This window comes from Emticicia soli (assembly GCF_037860775.1).
GTDB lineage: Bacteria > Bacteroidota > Bacteroidia > Cytophagales > Spirosomataceae > Emticicia > Emticicia soli.
In genome coordinates, this window is the sequence record NZ_JBBEWC010000003.1 from 146,442 (window position 1) to 164,562 (window position 18,121).

The 18,121-nt window shown below is 39.6% G+C and carries 15 protein-coding genes; 10 read left to right on the forward strand and 5 right to left on the reverse strand.

Translation table 11 applies throughout. The features are described from left to right. The first annotated feature begins 337 nt into the window (after positions 1 to 337). The 7 genes from WAE64_RS04155 to WAE64_RS04185 all read left to right on the forward strand — a co-directional run bounded on the left by WAE64_RS04155 (position 338) and on the right by WAE64_RS04185 (position 10,355). Entirely contained in the window at positions 338 to 1,573 is a 1,236-nt protein-coding gene (locus WAE64_RS04155) for an ROK family protein (RefSeq protein WP_340234922.1), read from the forward strand. A gap of 46 nt (positions 1,574 to 1,619) precedes the next feature. Next, entirely contained in the window at positions 1,620 to 3,041 is a 1,422-nt protein-coding gene (locus WAE64_RS04160) for a glycoside hydrolase family 125 protein (protein WP_340234923.1), read from the forward strand. 93 nt (positions 3,042 to 3,134) lie between these two features. After that, entirely contained in the window at positions 3,135 to 4,568 is a 1,434-nt protein-coding gene (locus WAE64_RS04165) for an alpha-L-fucosidase (RefSeq protein WP_340234925.1), read from the forward strand. A gap of 122 nt (positions 4,569 to 4,690) precedes the next feature. Continuing rightward, positions 4,691 to 5,734, forward strand: coding sequence for an isoaspartyl peptidase/L-asparaginase family protein (locus tag WAE64_RS04170; protein WP_340234927.1), 1,044 nt, complete (start codon positions 4,691 to 4,693; stop codon positions 5,732 to 5,734). A 90-nt stretch (positions 5,735 to 5,824) separates the two neighbouring features. Next, entirely contained in the window at positions 5,825 to 7,201 is a 1,377-nt protein-coding gene (locus WAE64_RS04175; protein WP_340234929.1) for an alpha-L-fucosidase, read from the forward strand. Position 7,202: 1 nt separating this feature from the next. Next, positions 7,203 to 9,371, forward strand: coding sequence for an alpha-galactosidase (locus tag WAE64_RS04180; protein WP_379976922.1), 2,169 nt, complete (start codon positions 7,203 to 7,205; stop codon positions 9,369 to 9,371). Between the two features lie 24 nt (positions 9,372 to 9,395). Continuing rightward, a complete protein-coding gene (locus tag WAE64_RS04185; RefSeq protein ID WP_340234931.1) occupies positions 9,396 to 10,355 on the forward strand; it encodes a glycosyl hydrolase family 18 protein in 960 nt (319 codons plus the stop codon). Positions 10,356 to 10,418: 63 nt separating this feature from the next. On the opposite strand, the gene WAE64_RS04190 is transcribed toward WAE64_RS04185, so the two are convergent. Together WAE64_RS04190 and WAE64_RS04195 are read right to left on the reverse strand one after the other, a co-directional pair. Continuing rightward, on the reverse strand, positions 10,419 to 11,597 hold the full coding sequence (locus tag WAE64_RS04190; RefSeq protein ID WP_340234932.1) for a DUF5009 domain-containing protein: 1,179 nt from the start codon (positions 11,595 to 11,597) through the stop codon (positions 10,419 to 10,421). 46 nt (positions 11,598 to 11,643) lie between these two features. Continuing rightward, on the reverse strand, positions 11,644 to 12,759 hold the full coding sequence (locus WAE64_RS04195) for a family 20 glycosylhydrolase (RefSeq protein WP_340234933.1): 1,116 nt from the start codon (positions 12,757 to 12,759) through the stop codon (positions 11,644 to 11,646). A 218-nt stretch (positions 12,760 to 12,977) separates the two neighbouring features. Between WAE64_RS04195 and WAE64_RS04200 the strand changes: the two genes are divergently transcribed. The 3 genes from WAE64_RS04200 (at position 12,978) to WAE64_RS04210 (ending at position 15,502) form a co-directional block, all read left to right on the forward strand. Then, positions 12,978 to 13,532 carry an RNA polymerase sigma factor gene (locus WAE64_RS04200; protein ID WP_340234934.1) on the forward strand — a complete coding sequence of 185 codons (555 nt, stop codon included), beginning with the start codon at positions 12,978 to 12,980 and terminating at the stop codon, positions 13,530 to 13,532. Then, positions 13,510 to 14,292 carry a hypothetical protein gene (locus tag WAE64_RS04205; RefSeq protein ID WP_340234936.1) on the forward strand — a complete coding sequence of 261 codons (783 nt, stop codon included), beginning with the start codon at positions 13,510 to 13,512 and terminating at the stop codon, positions 14,290 to 14,292. The genes WAE64_RS04200 and WAE64_RS04205 overlap by 23 nt, the downstream gene beginning before the upstream one ends. A 109-nt stretch (positions 14,293 to 14,401) precedes the next feature. Next, positions 14,402 to 15,502 (forward strand): hypothetical protein, encoded by a 1,101-nt coding sequence (locus tag WAE64_RS04210; protein WP_340234937.1) that lies wholly within the window; start codon positions 14,402 to 14,404, stop codon positions 15,500 to 15,502. A gap of 54 nt (positions 15,503 to 15,556) precedes the next feature. On the opposite strand, the gene WAE64_RS04215 is transcribed toward WAE64_RS04210, so the two are convergent. The 3 genes from WAE64_RS04215 to WAE64_RS24770 all read right to left on the reverse strand — a co-directional run bounded on the left by WAE64_RS04215 (position 15,557) and on the right by WAE64_RS24770 (position 18,085). Then, positions 15,557 to 16,540, reverse strand: coding sequence for a pyruvate dehydrogenase complex E1 component subunit beta (locus tag WAE64_RS04215; RefSeq protein ID WP_340234938.1), 984 nt, complete (start codon positions 16,538 to 16,540; stop codon positions 15,557 to 15,559). 482 nt (positions 16,541 to 17,022) lie between these two features. After that, a complete protein-coding gene (locus WAE64_RS04220; RefSeq protein WP_340234939.1) occupies positions 17,023 to 17,697 on the reverse strand; it encodes a hypothetical protein in 675 nt (224 codons plus the stop codon). A gap of 67 nt (positions 17,698 to 17,764) precedes the next feature. Further along, the gene (locus WAE64_RS24770) at positions 17,765 to 18,085 is read right to left on the reverse strand and encodes a LytR/AlgR family response regulator transcription factor (RefSeq protein WP_379976917.1); all 321 of its coding nucleotides are present in this window, start codon (positions 18,083 to 18,085) and stop codon (positions 17,765 to 17,767) included. Between the last annotated feature and the right edge of the window lie 36 nt (positions 18,086 to 18,121).

Here is an 18,121-nt window from a genome sequence, read left to right on the forward strand (position 1 = left end):
TTTTCTGAAATTAAATATTGTTAGGTTAGGCTTGTTAAGATTTTTTTAAAAAAATGTTAAATATGATTACAAACATAAATAAAAATTATTTAATAAAAACTAATTATTAAATTTTTTTAAAAATATATGATATGTTATTAAATTTTATATGATATTTAGGCTCAATTTGCAAAAAAACGCCCGATGATGTTAAGTCAAGTTGTTTTTTTAATAAATTGCTTAATAGATTTTTAAAATTTTGCCCTAAACTAAACCCAAACTCTTCTTGCGTACCTTTTCTTTTGCTCGCTAGGTATGTCAATGTATGGGCCTAACCTTACTTTAACTATAAAAAACAATGTCTGAAATTACTCTCGATAGCGAGATTGAAATGACCAATAAAGAGTCGGTCATTGACATCAAGAAAAACAAACAAAAAAAAGGGATTGTAACCGAACTGTACTTTAACGAAACAAATACCATATCGGAGCTATCTCACTCTTTACACATCAGTATTCCATCTATCACTGCTCTTATTGAAGAATTAGTTGAAGAAAAATGGGTTGTTGAAACCGGCTTTGGTGTTTCTAAGCAAGGGCGCCGTCCGGCTATCTATGGGATCAACCCCAAAGAAAAGTTTGTATTGATACTCGATATTAATACACACGATACCAAAGTGCTGATTCTGAATCTGCGGAATCAGGTAATTTTTACACAAGTATTTGACTTACAACTAAAAAACAATCCCGTATTTCTTGAAACACTTTTTACATTAGTTGATACAGTAGTAGAGCAGAAAATAACAAAAGGTAAAAAACTTATTGCTTGTGGCGTGTCTATCCCCGGTTTGGTGAATAAGAATACGGGTATCAATTACACCTACAAGAGCCTTAATAGTGAGAATAAATCATTAGGTAAGTCAATAGAAGAGCATTTTAAGCTACCAGCCTTTGTTATCAACGACTCTAAAGCAACAGCCTTTGGCGAATATCGCTTTGGTTTGGCTAAAGGTAAACACCATGTACTATCTATTAATGTTGACTGGGGTATTGGTTTAGGAATAGTAGTAAATGGTGAGATTTTTGATGGTGCTTCGGGCTTTGCAGGTGAGTTGGGGCATATTCAGGTAAACCCTGACGGGGTACTGTGTACTTGCGGAAAAGTAGGCTGTCTGGATACTATTACCTCAGCTTCTTCGCTGCTTAAAAACATAAAAGATGGCCTGCGCCAGGGCAAAGTGTCGAAGCTGGGAGAGTACAAAGACCGTGTTGAAGATATAAACCTTGAAATGGTGATTGAAGCCGCCCAACAAGGCGACGCCTTTGCTATTGATATTATTCATAATATTGGCTTGGAGCTAGGCAAGGGGCTTTCGATAGCTGTGCATTTATTCAATCCGCAGATTATCATTATCGATGGTGTACTTTCAAAGGCGCAAAAACTGATTGTTAATCCTATTGAGCACGCTATTAACAAGTACTGCCTGACCGACTTCAAAGAAGACCTCAGTATAGAGATTTCGCAATTGGGCGAAAACGCCAAAATATATGGCGTGCATACCTATGTAGTAGAAAATCTATTGAAAGCAGTATAAATTTTATGCCCGTTTAGGGTATTCTTTCCATAATATTTTCTTTTCAATGCAAAACCTGAATCGAAGAACTTTTATTAAAACTACTTCTCTTGCCGGAATCGGCCTGATGGCAGGTAATAGTGTTTTTGCTGCCGATTTTCCAACAGTGCGTGTTGCACCAGAGAAGAGAAACTTTAGTAGTGAGGCTATTGAAGCCACAATTCAACGTATGAAGTCGGCAATTAAAGACAAAGAGCTGGCTTGGTTGTTTGAAAACTGTTTCCCGAATACATTGGACACTACGGTTATTTTTAAAACCAAAAACGAGCGGCCTGATACTTTTGTAATTACGGGCGATATTCATGCCATGTGGTTGCGTGATAGCACTGCGCAAGTGTGGCCTTATTTGCCTTTAATTAAACAAGATGCTCGCCTGAAAGATTTAATTGCAGGTGTTATCAACCGCCAGACGGAGTGTATCTTGATTGACCCTTATGCCAATGCCTTTAACGATGGTCCGGGTAAATCGGAATGGGTAACAGACCATACTGATATGAAACCAGAGCTACACGAACGCAAATGGGAATTGGATTCTCTTTGCTATACTGTTCGTTTAGCTTATCATTACTGGAAGACATCTGGTGATACGAGCGTCTTCGATGCAAAATGGTTTGAAGCTGCTAAACTGATTATAGCCACTTGCAAAGAACAACAACGCTTGACCAACAGGGGCAAATACCGCTTTGGACGCACCACCTCATGGTCGACAGATACTGTGCCGGGTAATGGCTATGGCAACAATACCAAACCAAACGGCTTGATTCACAGTGTTTTTCGTCCGTCTGACGATGCCACTGTTTATCCGTTCCTGATTCCTTCCAATCTGTTTGCTGTACTTTCTTTCCGTCAGTTAGCCGAAATATCAGAGAAAGTAATTAAAGATGCGGCTTTTGCCAAAGAATGTACAGCCTTGGCAAATCAGGTAGAAGCAGCTATTAAGAAATACGCTATTATCAAACACCCTGTTTATGGGCCAATATATGCCATGGAGGTTGATGGCTTCGGTAATTGTTTGTTGCAAGACGATGCCAACGTACCTAATCTATTAAGCCAGCCGTATTTAGGCTCTCTGAAAACAACAGACCCGATTTATCAGAATACTCGTCGGTTTGTGTTGAGCGATAGCAACCCTTATTTCTTCAAGGGTAAAGCTGCCGAAGGTATTGGTAGCCCGCATACACTTGTTGACCAGATATGGCCAATGAGCATTATTATGCGTGCCATGACCTCGAATAACGACCAGGAGATTTTGTCGCAATTACGCTTCCTCAAGAATACACATGCAGGCACAGGCTTTATGCACGAGTCGTTCGATAAAGATGATGCCAGCAAGTTTACCCGCAAATGGTTTGCATGGGCTAATACACTATTTGGCGAGATGCTTTTGAAAGTAGAACGTGAGCGCCCGCATCTGTTGAAGAATGTATAATTAGTAAACAATAATTCAGAATAATACAGAGAATCAGAAAGTAGAAGAAACACATTCTTCTTGTTTCTTTCTGCATTCTCCATCAGCAAAAAAATGAAAAAAACACTTATCACTATCCTGATAGCGATTATCGGCCAAACGCTTTCTGCCCAGCAACATGCTGAGCAGAATCATGATAAATATGTAGTGCCAAGCGACCCACAGGTAAAAGCCAAACTTAGCCAATGGCAAAATGTAAAATTTGGTTTAATGATGCACTGGGGTACCTATAGTAAATGGGGTATTGTAGAAAGCTGGAGCCTTTGCCCTGAAGACGAAGGCTGGTGTGAGCGCAAAGGCCCGTACAAAGACAATTGGTATGAGTACAAAAAAGCCTACGAAGACCTGCCTAAAACCTTTAATCCGGTGCAGTTTAATCCTGAAAAATGGGCTGCTGCGGCAAAAAATGCAGGCATGAAATACCTGGTTTTCACAACAAAGCACCATGATGGTTTTGCTATGTTTGATACCAAACAAAGCGACTATAAAATTACAAATACACCTTTTGCTTCTAACCCGAAGAGCAATATTGCTAAAGAGGTTTTCGGTGCTTTCCGTAATAACGATTTCATGATTGGTGCCTATTTCTCAAAACCAGACTGGCATTCAAACGATTATTGGTGGTCTTATTTCCCACCGAAAGACCGTAACCCATCGTATCATCCTGAGAAATATCCTGAGAAATGGAAAAACTTTAAACAGTTTACCTACAATCAGATAGAAGAACTGATGAGCGATTATGGTAAAATGGATATTCTTTGGCTTGATGGTGGTTGGGTGCGTCCGTTCAGCACAATCGATTCATCTGTTTCGTGGCAAAGAACTATTCCTTTCGACCAGGACATTGACATGCCTCGCATTGCTAAAATGGCAAGAGGGCATCAGCCTGGCTTGCTGGTAGTAGACAGAACTGTGAGTGGTGAATTTGAAAACTATGTTACGCCTGAGCAACAGATACCAGACCACTATATGCCTATACCTTGGGAAACGTGTATGACAATGGGCGAGTCGTGGAGCTATGTACCTAAAGATAATTTTAAACCTGCCCGAAAATTAATCCATATTCTGACCGACGTAGTATCAAAAAATGGTAACTTGCTCTTGAATATTCCTCCAAGTCCAGACGGAGATTATCATCCGGATGCGTACCAACGTTTGGAAGAAATTGGCAAGTGGATGAAGGTAAACAGCGAGGCTATCTATAACACAAGAGGTGATAATGAGATAGGCCAGCAAAACAAATTGGTGTTTACACACAATGCCAATACAACTTATGCCATTTATAGAGCAGATGAAGGCGAGGCGCTTCCGGCTAGCATTGAAATCAGCAAACTTACATTAGCCAAAAATGCAGTAGTTACTTTAGTAGGTCGTACCGAGAAACTGAAATGGGCTGCAAAAGATGGAAAAGTGGTAGTAGAGATTCCGGAAAAAGTGAGAAAAACTGCAGGCGATAGCTATGCATGGGTATTGAAAATTGTAAGATAATATTTTCGTCGGGGTGGTTTCCGGCTGAAAAACATCTTTCAATAACCGGAAACCAGTAGATGATATAACATTAGAATAAAAAACGTTTACTTACATAAACATAACCTAAAAGCAACAAACTAATGCAATCAAGAAGAAAATTTATACGCTGGTCGGCCTTAAGCTTACCCTTTATGTCGGTAACGAAGGCTTTTTCTAACAAAAACACAATAGCTAACAAACCCATTGTAGTGTCTACCTGGGACAGTGGCTTGGCCGTAAACGCCGAAGCATGGAAGGTGCTAAAGAAAAACGGCCGTGCACTAGATGCCGTAGAAGTAGCCGCTAATTCGATTGAAGATACCATTAATTGTTGCGTAGGTTTAGGCGGAAACCCTGACCGTGACGGAAAGGTAACGCTAGATGCGTGTATAATGGACGAAAAAGCCAATTGTGGTTCGGTGGCCTTTTTGCAGCACATTAAACACCCTATTTCCGTGGCTCGTAAATTAATGGAAACTACGCCACACGTAATGCTTGTGGGTGATGGTGCCTTACAATTTGCGCTGGAAAACGGTTTCAAAAGAGAACCAGACAAGCTATCGGACGATGCCGCAAAAACCTATAAAGAATGGTTGAAGAAGTCGGAATACAAGCCTGTAATCAATATTGAGCAGCAACAAATTAAAGCCAAGAAGTCGGGTAGTGGGCCATTTGCACCAAGTTATTTTGACGATGGCACTGCCAACCACGATACCATGGGTACTATCGCCTTAGATGCCGCTAGCAATCTTTCGGGTGCTTGTACAACAAGTGGTATGGCGTTTAAATTGCATGGCCGTGTAGGTGATTCGCCTATTATTGGTGCAGGTTTGTTTGTTGATAACGAAATTGGCGCGGCTACCTCATCAGGCCAGGGCGAAGAAGTAATCAGAGTAGCCGGAACCCATTTGGTTGTAGAAATGATGCGTTTGGGCAAAACACCCGAAGAAGCCTGCAAAATAGCAGTTGAGCGTATCGTGAAAATAAACCCTGAAAAAGCCAAAGGCTTTCAGGTAGGTTTTATTGCCATTAACAAACAAGGCGAATACGGTGCTTATTCTATTCAGCATGGTTTTAGTTATTCGGTTACCCTTGCCGACGATGGCGGTAAAGTATATATGGCAAAGAGCCATTTCCCTAAGTAAACTTATATCCTATAATAATTAGTACAGTAGGCGTGTCACGATTCAAAAACGCGGCACGCCTTTCTACTAAGTCAATCTTAACCTATTCACATGAAAAAATACCTTCTAATCCTTACAACGTTGGTATGTTTACAAACATACGCACAATATCAACCCAACTGGCAGAGCCTTGACCAACGCCAAACCCCTGCTTGGTTCGAAGACGCCAAATTTGGTATTTTTATTCACTGGGGTATCTACTCTGTGCCTGCATGGGCAACCAACTCAAATGCCGATGGTTTTGGTAGCGGCTATTCCGAATGGTACTGGCAACGCCTTTTTGCACCAAATCTTAAAATTCATAAGGAATTTGTAGCATTTCATGAGAAAAACTATGGCAAAAGCTCATACCAGGATTTTGTACAAGGTTTCAAAGCCGAACTATTTCAACCCGACGATTGGGCAAAGATATTTGAGCAAGCCGGAGCAAAATATGTAGTGCTTACCTCAAAACACCACGAAGGTTTCACACTATGGCCAAGTGCGCAATCATGGAACTGGAATGCTGTAGATGTTGGCCCGCACCGAGATTTAGCCGGAGATTTATCAAAGGCTGTAAAGGCTAAGAACCTACACATGGGTTACTACTATTCATTATACGAGTGGTTTAATCCAAACTATAAAAGCGATGTAAACAGCTATGTAGACCAGCACATGATTCCACAGATGAAAGACCTCGTTACAAAATACGAGCCTGATATTTTGTGGACAGACGGCGAGTGGGACCACCCTGCCAAAACATGGAAGAGCGAAGAATTTCTGTCGTGGCTTTACAACGAATCTCCGGTAAAAAACAGTGTAGTTGTAAATGACCGATGGGGGAATGATACCAAAAGCAAACATGGTAGCTTTTATACATCTGAATATGGGCATGGCGGTACTGATAATTCACTAACCAATGGTTTTGCAAGACCTTGGGAAGAATGCCGTGGTATTGGTGAATCATTCGGTTATAATCGTAATGAAAACTTAGATGTGTACCAAACAGGCGAGCAATTGGTGCATCAATTAGTAGATATAGTAGCACGTGGTGGTAATTTCTTATTAAATATCGGGCCAACGGCCGACGGGCGTATTCCGGTTATTATGCAACAACGCCTGCGAGAAATAGGCAACTGGATGAAGGTAAACGGCAATGCAATTTATGGCACACGCAAGTGGGATAAAGCTCCGGCTTATACAAAAGAGTCGAAGTTGCATTTTACGCAAAAAGGTAAGAGCATTTACGCTATAGCCAGTAAATGGCAAGAGACCATTACAGTTGAAAACGTAGAAAAACCTGCTAAAATAAAATTGCTGGGTTTTGATGGCGACATAAAATTTAGCTATAAAAACAAAGTGCTTACTATTATGGCACCGCAGGTGAATCCGAATACTATTCCGTGCCAATATGCCTGGACTTACGAACTCACAGACGCCCTGAAATAATATGCTATACCATAAGACCCTACACTATCTGTTAATTATTAGCTTATTAGCAGTGAATACTGTATTTGCCCAAACAAGCGGCAAGGACTGGTTGATTGAGCCTTTTACCCAAAAAAGTGAGGTAAAAGTATTGCAGAATGGCAAATTACTCGAAATTACCAACGGACTCATTAGCCGACAAATAAGAATTAGCCCGAATGCCGCTACGGTAAGTTTCAAAAACTTGACTACTAACGAGCAATTTGTGCGTTCGGTGAGACCCGAAGCCCGTATTGTGATTGATGGTAAGGCTTATTATATCGGAGGTTTATATGGGCAGAAAGAACATGGCTATCTATTGGAAGAATGGATAGGACAACTAACCGCAAAGCCAGACGATTTTCAGTTTGTGCGCTACGAAACAGGTGAAGTAAAACCACATTTTGATTGGAAAACTACTACCTGGACAGCCAATCGAAACCAACCTACGGGCAAAAGCCTTGTGCTATTCTTTAAATCTGACTTACCTGCGCTGAAAGGCATTGAGGTAGCAGTGCATTACGAGGTATTTGATGGAATTCCGCTTTTAAGCAAATGGGTGAGTGTCAGTAATAAATCGACGAGTACTTTTAAACTAACACAGGTAGTGAATGAAATATTGGCTACACCCGAAGAAGAATCGGCTGTAGTAGGCAAGCCCGAAAAGATGAAAAAGCCTCAGAAACTTTACATCGAAAACAATTTTGCTTACAATAACGCTATGCGCTATGAACTATCAGACCAGGCTACCCATTGGAAAATTGACAGCTCGTACACATCACAGGTGAATTATGATTACGGAACGCCATGTGTAGTAGAAGTTTACCCGACGCTTGGCGTTGGTGTAGACCTTCCTGTAAATGATACCTACAAGTCTATACGTTCGTATGAATTGCTTTTAGATAGTTATGATAGAGAACGAAATGGACTGGCAAGACGCAAGATGTATCGTACCATTGCGCCTTGGACAACCCAGAACCCAATCTTCATGCACCTTATCAGCACCGACCCTGCTACAGTAAAAAACGTAATAGACCAGTGTGCCGAAACGGGCTACGAAATGGTGATTTTAAGTTTTGGCAGTGGCCTGAATATGGAAGATGCCTCTGATGCCAATATCAGAAAATTCAAAGAACTGGCCGATTATGCCCATAGTAAAGGAATTAAATTGGGTGGATATTCATTATTCAGCAGCCGAAGAATTGACGACGAAAATGATGTAATAGACCCCGTAACAGGCTTGCCCGATAAAGGTGCCTTCTTTGGGCATGCGCCTTGTTTAGCCAGTAAATGGGGTATTAACTATATTGCAAGCTTAAAGAAATTTATCAGCGAAACAGGCTTCGACCTGCTTGAGCATGATGGCCCTTATCCCGGCGATGTGTGTGCGTCTACCAAACACCCTGGCCACAAAGGCCTAGATGATTCGCAATGGGTACAAATGCAAATGCAAAAAGAGTTTTATCAATGGCTTAATGCCCGTGGCGTTTATATCAATGCGCCTGACTGGTATTTTCTGGATGGCTCGCACAAAATAGCTTTGGGTTATAGAGAGGTAAATTTTTCTTTATCGAGAGAGCAACAGAAGATTCTGAATCGCCAGAATATTTATGATGGCACATGGGATAAAATACCGTCGATGGGCTGGGGCTTTGTGCCACTCACCAAATATCAGGGTGGGGGAGCAGAGGCGGTACTTGAACCTCTAAGTGAGCATCTGAAAGATTATAAACAATTAATGATGCAATACTACGGGGCAGGTATACAGGCGTGTTATCGTGGGCCACGCCTATACGATACCGATGCTACCAAGAAAGTTGTAATAGAAACCATTAACTGGTATAAGCAATACAGAGATATTCTGAATGCCGACATTATCCACCTACGTCGCCCTGATGGCAGAGACTGGGACGGAATCATGCACGTGAATCCGGCACTATCTACGAAAGGACTTGTCATGCTTTACAATCCGTTGAAAGAGAGTATCAAACGCACTATCAAATTACCCCTTTATTATACAGGTTTAAGTAAAGAAGCTAAAGTCAGAATTGAAAATGGCAAGTCTACTACTTACCAGCTTAATAGAGATTATTCAATAGAAATTACTGTTCAGTTACCTGCCGAAGGTTATACATGGCTGGTGGTAGAGTAAATTTAAAACCAAATCCAAAGAAAAATGAAAATCAAATCATTGTTGTTTGCTCTGTTTATCGTTCATTTAAGTATCACTTCATTATCCGCACAAAAAAAGGAGTTTAAGGTGGTAGGGTATTACACCCCGTCTATGCCACCTGAAAAACTCCCGATGGATTTACTGACCCACATCAATTATTCGTTTGCTATTCCTGCCAAAACGGGTGATACTTTATTGCCGATTGGTCAGCCTGAAAATCTGAAAAGTTTAGTAAAAATTGCCCATCAACATAAAAAATCGGTGTTTATCTCTATCGGTGGCTGGGGTATTGGCGACGAAGGTGGTGATGATACCCGTTTCCACAAAATGGCTGAGCGTGTCGAAGGTCGTCATACATTTGTTTGTAACGTGATGCAATTTGTAAGAACTTACCAAGTTGATGGTGTAGATTTAGACTGGGAATATCCAGACGAAAACAGCCCTTCTGCTGACCATTATGTGAGTCTGGTTTCGGAACTAGCTGATTCATTACACAGAAAAGGTAAAAAACTAACAGCAGCTGTTATCTCTTATGGTGCCAAAGGCGGTGGTGTTAAAAAAGAGGCATTCGATAAAATGGACTGGTTGAACCTGATGGCCTATGATGCCGATTATGGTCCTGATTACGTTGTAGCGCATTCGCCTTATTCGTTAGCTGTAAAAAGCCTTGATTATTGGATAAAAGAGCGTGGCTTACCTGCACATAAAGCCGTATTAGGCTTACCTTTCTATGCTAAAAAAGGCATGGGCAATTATGGGCCGGGTTATAGCGATTTAATAAAAGATGGTGCAAGCTCTTATGATGATTATTGGAAAGGCTCATTCTATAACGGAACTATTACGATAGAAAACAAAACGAAATTAGCCAAACAGCGGGGTTGTGGTGGCGTAATGATTTGGGAAATTGTACTTGATACTACCGACGAAACTTCTTTGCTAAAAGCAATTCAAAGAAGTAAATAATTATAGAAATATTTAACCTTTATCCCCCTCTCCACTGTTGGAGAGGGGCTAGGGATGAGGTTCTTATATCTTCAATTTAATACCAATCTTCCTGAGTAACGCTGTAATACCAATCACTACTAAAGAAAATATCATAGATTTAATTAAACCTACAAAGCCAAAAGTAAGACCTACCGGCAGGCTAAGAGGAATAAAATAAACAACGTATGGTATCAGATAACAAGTAAGCGTGCTTGTACCTGCTGGCTTTATAAAGCTAAACCAGTGCGCTTTGTGCTGCAAATCTACGAGCCAATAAATAAAGGCATAGGTAATAAAAGCAATGCCGCAACAGATAAACACCCACGTAGGTGTTGCATATATTTTCGATATGATAAAGAAGTTTCTCAGGAACATACCCATCACCACCATCACAATTCCTAAGCTAGTGTAAATATACACAAGCTTAACTTTATTGGTAGGAGTATAAAAACGCTCTAGTAGCAAAGTGGTTAATATACCCGAGAATGTAAAAACGGCGAAGGCCCCGTTTGCCAGAATCCAGTCATGAGGGCCGCTTGACCATATTGCACTTAACCAGTTTGCATGGCCTGCAATACACAACAAATTGAAAAATATCCAAGAAGCTATCAGCAAAGTATTGTTTCGGTGCAGGAATAGATACAGAATAGCGCAGGTAAGGTAAGTCCAGCCGATAAGGCCCAGAATACCCCACCATTGTGGTTTCATAATCTCAGCTTTCTCTCCACCTCTGAACTTATAGGCTAGAAAAACCAAGATAACTACGCCAAGTATTTGCAAACCATTGAAAAGATACTTTTTACTGCCTTCGCTTTTAGGATATACATTCCAGATAAGAAAGAATGCCACAACGGCACTTATTTGAAACGTCATTTGGCTCATGCCAGTAGCTTCGGCGTTTATCTCGGGAATATTTACTGTAAAAAGTCCCATTACCAATAAGGCGATAGAACGTAGTACAATATGCTGAATTATCTGAAAATTGTTTTCGCCTTTTCCGATTCTGGCTTTAATAGCAAATGGTATCGACATACCAACAATAAACAAAAAACAAGGAAAGATAATATCTGAAAAACCAAGGAAATCAACGTGTGCTTCTGAGTGTTGCAGCCAGTCAGGAATCCCCGTCAGCGTCCAGAAATCATTCACAAAAATCATCAGGAGCATAGTAATTGCCCGAAATACATCAATAGAAGCAATACGTTTTAAAGAGGTTTCCATAAAAGGGGGGGGGAGATGAGTGTGTTTTCAAATATCTATTTAAAATTTATTTCCCTTCTTCAATTTTCTTGATCTCATCAAACATCGCCTTGAAACAAGCTGATTGTGTGTTTTCTCCGGCTTCCGGGTTTGTTTTTACACCATAAAATTCGTCCAGAAACTGCCCGGCACCCGACCATATCGTTTGCATCATACCCTGAAAACGCTCTTTCATTACAGGTGTAACCGATTGTCTGAATCTTGCCATATCCTGCGTTTGTATCACCGCATTTTTGGGGTTACGCCAAGGGCAGGTTATTACACTAAATCCTTTAGTTGCAAAGTAAACTGCCGTTTGGTCGGGTCTTTCATAGTGCCAGTCACAAATCATGATGTCTTTTTCCAGCATATCTATGGCACGGTGGGTGTTGTTAAAGCTGCCTTCCCACATACCAATGCCTGTGGTTTTACCATCAATCAGGCGATCACCCCAAATCCATAGTTTTCTGTTTTTTAGTGCCAGATGATTCCTGATTTTATTTACTTCTCCGGCAAATAATTCAGCTTTATCTCTGCCGCCGCATCTCGGGCATTTATCATCACCTATATAAAATACTTCATCCATCCCTGCATGAAAAGCATCTGCTTCAAATACCTCACATATTTCGTCTACCAATGCAAAAACTATCTTGTGTACATCTGGGTGTAGTGGGCAATAGCTTTTGCAATAAAGGCCGTCTTCATTTGGCCAAACGTACTTCTCAGGCATTTTTACATGCGGTGTTTCATCAAACTGCGGATAAACTCTCAATAAATTATGGGTAGTCTTAGCCCATGACTGATGCCCTAGTAAATTAATCTGCGGAATAATACGGATATTGTTTTTCTGGCAGGCTTTTACCATTTTCTTTACGTCTTGCTTTGAGAGCGCAATGCTATCACGCAATTCGGGGTGGCTTTCAAACTTGTAGTTCCAATCAACACGTAGTATAAGTGTGTTTACCTTTCTTGAAGCTAGTTCTTCATTGATAAATTTTACGAAAGTATCGACTTGCTTAGGCTGTGGAGCAGCTATACAAAAGCCTCGTACAGGGAAAAGAGTATCGATTTTTGATTGTGCAATGAGTGATTTCGAAAAAATCAGGCAGGTTAGCACAAGCAACAAAGAGATTTGCTTAATCATAAAGTGTAGGTTTTTATAGAGTTGAATTGATTGACAAGTTAGGGATTATTTAAAGAAAATCAAATCAGCGAGTAGGTGTAGGGCTTGAATTAAAAAGCAGAATGTGTATGTTAAAACTCTTTACATAATTATTGAAAGGCACTTTTTCTAAATTTTTTATAGCTCGATACAACTTTTTGAGTGCTTTCTGCATTTAGTCTAAAAAGCCCCGTTTAAACTTGGTTCTAACCTCTACAATCGAACGTCTGCGACAGAAAGACGCTGCTGCTCAAAAGGAAATTTTTGAGCACTATGGCAGTTTCTTGTATCGTATTGCGTATCGGTATGTACGTGAGCGTATGTTGGCCGAGGATTTAATGGTAGAGTCTTTTTTGAAAATTTTTGACGGGATTATCAATTTCAGATTTGATAACCTGAGGTCGTTTGAAGCCTGGATGCGAAAAATTGTAGTAAATGAAGCGCTCATGTTACTACGTAAGCAATCTAGTTTTCATCTGATGCCTGAGAGTGAGGCAATCGAAGTACCGGTTGATGATAATATATTGGATAAGATTTCGACGGAAGAGATTTATCGGCTGATAGCTGAATTGCCCGATGGCTATCGTACGGTTTTTAACCTTTTTGCCATTGAGGGCTACACGCATAAGGAAATTGCTGAACAACTGCAAATAAGTGAAGGTACTTCAAAGTCGCAGTTGAATCATGCCCGAAAATTATTACAAAAGAAAATATTAATGACCGACGAAAGTCATGCAAGCAGAGGAATTCTATAATAAAATCCGAGAAAATCTCGACAATTCTGACTTTACTCCAGAGTGGAATAAAAGTGAGGTTTGGCAGCGTATTGAGCGGAAAGACCAAAAGAAAGCAATGCCTTTGTGGTGGAAAGCCGTGGCTGCAGGTATTGTTATGGCAAGTGCATTGGGTGGCTATTTATTTTTTGATAATAAGGCTCCGCTTGCAGATAAAACAGCTATAAAAAAGCAAGTTATAGCCAAGCCGACACAACAAGTTTCGGCTGAAACAAGTACGCCATTAGCCGAAGCACCCGAAAGTAATACCAGAAATAAGATTAGCCGCCCTGCGCATAAAGCAATTGTTCAACCTGTTGAAAATGCAGAGCCTGAACCAATAGTAGCCAACGAAATAGCCAACGAAGAGTTTGATAATATGGTAACCACAGAAGGTGGCGAGCAAGAGTTTAGTTATAATAATGTAACGTCAAGAAACGAGCCTGCTTTTGTTCGTCCGATGCCTATTCTTTTCAGGCCTAACAATAATACAAGCAGAGCAAGCGAAAAACCTGCCGAGCCTGTTAAACGTGAGCGTGTGGCTATTCTGGAGATTCCGGAAGAACAGGAGGATTTTGTGATAGTTCCTAAGGACAAAAAGAAAAACCGGAATGCTCGTTTGGCTAAACAAACCGAGAAAATACCTGAGGCTACAGACCCTAATAAGCCCAATAAAATATGGGCATTTGTAAAGCAAAGTTTCAAAAACGAAACAATGCCTGCCGATTCTACGCTTAAGTAGTATATCTTTACATTGATTGAAACTAGATTTACGAAATCAATCTTTGCTTTCGTAAATCTATTGCCATGCAGTATATTTTTGATTACTGACCTTTAATGGATATTTCCACATGAGAAAGATTTTTTTACTCCTGCTGCTTACTATAAGTTTGGATACTTTGGGGCTTGTTGTGCCAGATGAAAACTATATGGATTCGATTGTAGTAAATATAGGGAAGAGGAAAAAAATCGTTTTGTGGGGAGCAACTAAAGAAGACCTGAAAGCATTGGAAAAGTACGATTTGAATAGAATTGTAAAACAAATGAATCAGGACTTGGAAGAAATGCCCAGTAATGTGCGTAGGAGTATCAGGCAAGATTATGAAGGAAACACTTACACAAAAGAAACTACTCGGCAGCAAGAATTAGAAGGGCTTACTCCCTGGCAAAGACTCACCCGAAACACCTATCTGAATCTTTCTTTAGGCTTTACATCTGCCAAATTCTTACAGAGGGCAGGTAGTGCTTTTAGCGCTTACCAAAACGCAGGTGAGCTTTTTAGTAATGAACTTTTTGAGCAAAGAACATTTCGTTCGCCCAATATTAACATAGGGCTTATCAGGCAAGAGAGTTTCATCAGAACAGGCCACAAAGAATTTTTATTAAGATATGGGTTTGATATAAGTTGGTATTATCTCAATAGTGTGAGTAAGAATAATATCTCATACCTTTTGCGGGTAAACAATGCCAATAGTAGTATGTTTGATACATTAGCCATTTATCGGCCTGCGCCTAATGGCAATTATTATACTGTTGAAAACTACTTGAGTTCAGATACTAAAAAACGAAACCCCGAGAGTACCTATAATCAGTCTTTGTTTTATGCCAATTTCAAGATTATTCCAACTATTAATTTTTATGGCTCAGATAACCAGAAAACATTTCACTTTGGTTTTGGAGCCTATATAGGCAGGCTGATAGGCGGGAGCCAGATATATTCTGAAATTAAGCAGATTGGTCAGATTGAATCAAAAGTGCCTATCAGAAGCAGAGACAACCCTTATAGATATGGGTTGGTAGTAAATATAGGCTACAAGGCATTTAGTTTTTTTCTGGAGAGCGATGCAAATAATTATTTTCAGAGAAGAACCGCCCGTATTAATCCCGTCAGTTACGAAAACACCAGTGCATCACAGAACCTCACAACATTTGGAATCAGAATAGGCAGATAACAATAATCCCCGAATTGCTTCGGGGATTATCTGTTCTACAAATACATGTAAATCTTATTTTTTATACAAAACGCTTTTCACTGCATCAATTGTGCGCTTTACGTTAGGTAAAGTAGCCTCAATTAAAGTTGGTGCGTAGTGTAGAGGTATATCCATATTGTTTACACGAATAACCGGAGCATCAAGATAATCGAATGCGTAACGTTGTAAGTGATAAGTAATTTCAGATGAAATAGCAGCTAACGGCCATGCTTCTTCTACTACTACACAACGGTTGGTTTTCTTCACAGAGTTAATAACAGTAGCGTAATCGATAGGTCTTACTGTGCGTAAGTCAATCAATTCTGCTTTGATACCATCTTTCTCTAATTCTGCAATGGCAGGTAACACAACCCTTGGAATCATTTTACCAAAAGAAACGATGGTTACGTCAGAACCCTCACGCATTACATTTGCTTGCCCTAGTGGAATCAAGTATTCTTCCTCAGGTACATTGCCTTTATCACCATACATAACTTCTGACTCCATAAATATAACAGGGTCGTTGTCTCTGATTGACGATTTCAATAAACCTTTGGCATCATAAGGGCTATGAGGCACAACTACTTTAAGACCAGGCGTATTAGCAAACCAGTTTTCGAAGTTTTGTGAGTGCTGGGCACCTAATTGGCCGGCGTTACCGGTTGGTCCACGAAATACTATCGGACAGCTATATTGACCTGCTGACATAGCCAGCATTTTTGCTGCAGAGTTGATAATCTGGTCAATAGCAACCAAAGAGAAATTGAAGGTCATAAACTCTATAATCGGGCGCAGGCCATTGGCTGCTGCTCCTACACCTATACCTGCAAAACCAAGCTCTGCAATAGGGGTATCAATTACACGTTTAGGGCCAAATTCGTCCAACATTCCTTGGCTCACTTTATATGCACCGTTGTATTCGGCTACTTCTTCACCCATAAGAAAAACGTTTTCGTCACGTCTCATCTCTTCAGATAGGGCTTCGCGCAGGGCTTCTCTAAATTGTATCTCTCTCATTTTGGCTTAGAATAAAAGCTTTTTAAGGGTAAAATTAGAAGGTTTTATGCAGTTTTCTAACTATCACCATTAATCGTTATTTGGTAATTTTTTTGATGAACAAAAATTGTTGATACAAAATAAGTACAACAAATTTGAACTTGCTTAGATTTAAACAATTTTGCTTCTCTTGCAAAGTTACCTGTATTAGAACTTTTTTAATAGTTTAGCAGGAAATATTTTTTCAAAAAAGCTATTTACTTTGAAGATGGATTGGGCTTGGTGTAGGTTGATGACCAATTTATATCCCTTTGAATTATCAATCAAAATTCTTAGAAATAATACTGATGAGATATGCTGAAAGAAAAGAAGCCTATAAAATGAATGTTATTTTGAAGGGAAATTGTGCGGTAGCTAGGTATAATAATAATTGACTGAAAAAATAATAACATCGGGTTTTCTACAAATACTTCTTCATAGAAACCCGATGTGTACTAAAATGTTTATTTGCTAGTGCCTACCAAACCACCTTTGTTACTCAATCGGGTGGCTGGTCTTAACATTCCATAATAAGTACTTGTTCTTTCGCTTATTTTATCACCATCAATCCAGATGCGTCCGGCATTTAAAGGCATTAATATACCAGATGGGTCGTTTTTCTCTTTCAAATAGAGGGCTATCTGGAAGTTTTTAATTTCTTTATTTGCAGTTAACTCTCCTGAAAACATTTGCAGCGATACGTATTGTATACCTGATTCAACTCCTGATGTTTCAGAGAAAATCGTAAAACTATTACCATTACCCGATACAAAAGAGCCAATTCCTGAGCCTTGGTCACCTGAGCCATTGCCATAATTAATAACTACTTTTTTCTTATCTGAACTCTGGCCTGAGAACTTATAGTAGTAGTCATCTATAATCAAGCCTTTTTCATAAGGATCATCATCTCCGAATGGGCTTAATAATTCAAAAGGCGTAACTACATAATTACCTTCAATATTAGGCGGTACTTTACCTTCGTTGATAACCATACCTTTAGCACGCACATCCTTGAGTATTTCATCAGGCACAATTTTCTGAATCTCTTCTGAAAATCCTGTAGTAGGGTCGTCCTTTTTATTGCAAGAACTTAACTCTATTGCTAAAAAAGCAACTAAGCAGAAAATAAGTTTTTTCATATTTTTAATATTCATTTTAGTAACAATAGTTGTTTAAAAACCATAGTAAATAGCCATATATGCTTAATTACAATTCACTTATTCGCTTTTTTAGTAAACGTCGGAACATGACAATTTTTCTTCGGGAAATAGATAAAGAACGATTATTTATCATTTCAACTTCATATTTATCAATCCGGTTTGAGATATAGTTTAGGTTAATAAGGTAAGACTTATGAATCCTATAAAACGGAAATGATTTTAGTTGTTGTTCTACTTTTTTCAAAGAAATAGCCACTATTTCACTATGATCTTGATAATGAATTCGTGTATAATTAACGTCGGCTTCAAAAAAGATTATTTCCGAAGGTGATATTGAGGTTCTAACACCAAGTTTTACCGCTTCCATAGTTTAATTCGATTATTTGATTTGTAGATTCTGACA

Bases quoted from the DNA above. Each gene is read 5' to 3' on its own strand.
- WAE64_RS04155 (WP_340234922.1), top strand. From the start codon at position 338: ATGTCTGAAATTACTCTCGATAGCGAGATTGAAATGACCAATAAAGAG.
- WAE64_RS04160 (WP_340234923.1), top strand. From the start codon at position 1,620: ATGCAAAACCTGAATCGAAGAACTTTTATTAAAACTACTTCTCTTGCC.
- WAE64_RS04165 (WP_340234925.1), top strand. From the start codon at position 3,135: ATGAAAAAAACACTTATCACTATCCTGATAGCGATTATCGGCCAAACG.
- WAE64_RS04170 (WP_340234927.1), top strand. From the start codon at position 4,691: ATGCAATCAAGAAGAAAATTTATACGCTGGTCGGCCTTAAGCTTACCC.
- WAE64_RS04175 (WP_340234929.1), top strand. From the start codon at position 5,825: ATGAAAAAATACCTTCTAATCCTTACAACGTTGGTATGTTTACAAACA.
- WAE64_RS04180 (WP_379976922.1), top strand. From the start codon at position 7,203: ATGCTATACCATAAGACCCTACACTATCTGTTAATTATTAGCTTATTA.
- WAE64_RS04185 (WP_340234931.1), top strand. From the start codon at position 9,396: ATGAAAATCAAATCATTGTTGTTTGCTCTGTTTATCGTTCATTTAAGT.
- WAE64_RS04190 (WP_340234932.1), bottom strand. From the start codon at position 11,597: ATGGAAACCTCTTTAAAACGTATTGCTTCTATTGATGTATTTCGGGCA.
- WAE64_RS04195 (WP_340234933.1), bottom strand. From the start codon at position 12,759: ATGATTAAGCAAATCTCTTTGTTGCTTGTGCTAACCTGCCTGATTTTT.
- WAE64_RS04205 (WP_340234936.1), top strand. From the start codon at position 13,510: ATGCAAGCAGAGGAATTCTATAATAAAATCCGAGAAAATCTCGACAAT.
- WAE64_RS04210 (WP_340234937.1), top strand. From the start codon at position 14,402: ATGAGAAAGATTTTTTTACTCCTGCTGCTTACTATAAGTTTGGATACT.
- WAE64_RS04215 (WP_340234938.1), bottom strand. From the start codon at position 16,540: ATGAGAGAGATACAATTTAGAGAAGCCCTGCGCGAAGCCCTATCTGAA.
- WAE64_RS04220 (WP_340234939.1), bottom strand. From the start codon at position 17,697: ATGAAAAAACTTATTTTCTGCTTAGTTGCTTTTTTAGCAATAGAGTTA.
- WAE64_RS24770 (WP_379976917.1), bottom strand. From the start codon at position 18,085: ATGGAAGCGGTAAAACTTGGTGTTAGAACCTCAATATCACCTTCGGAA.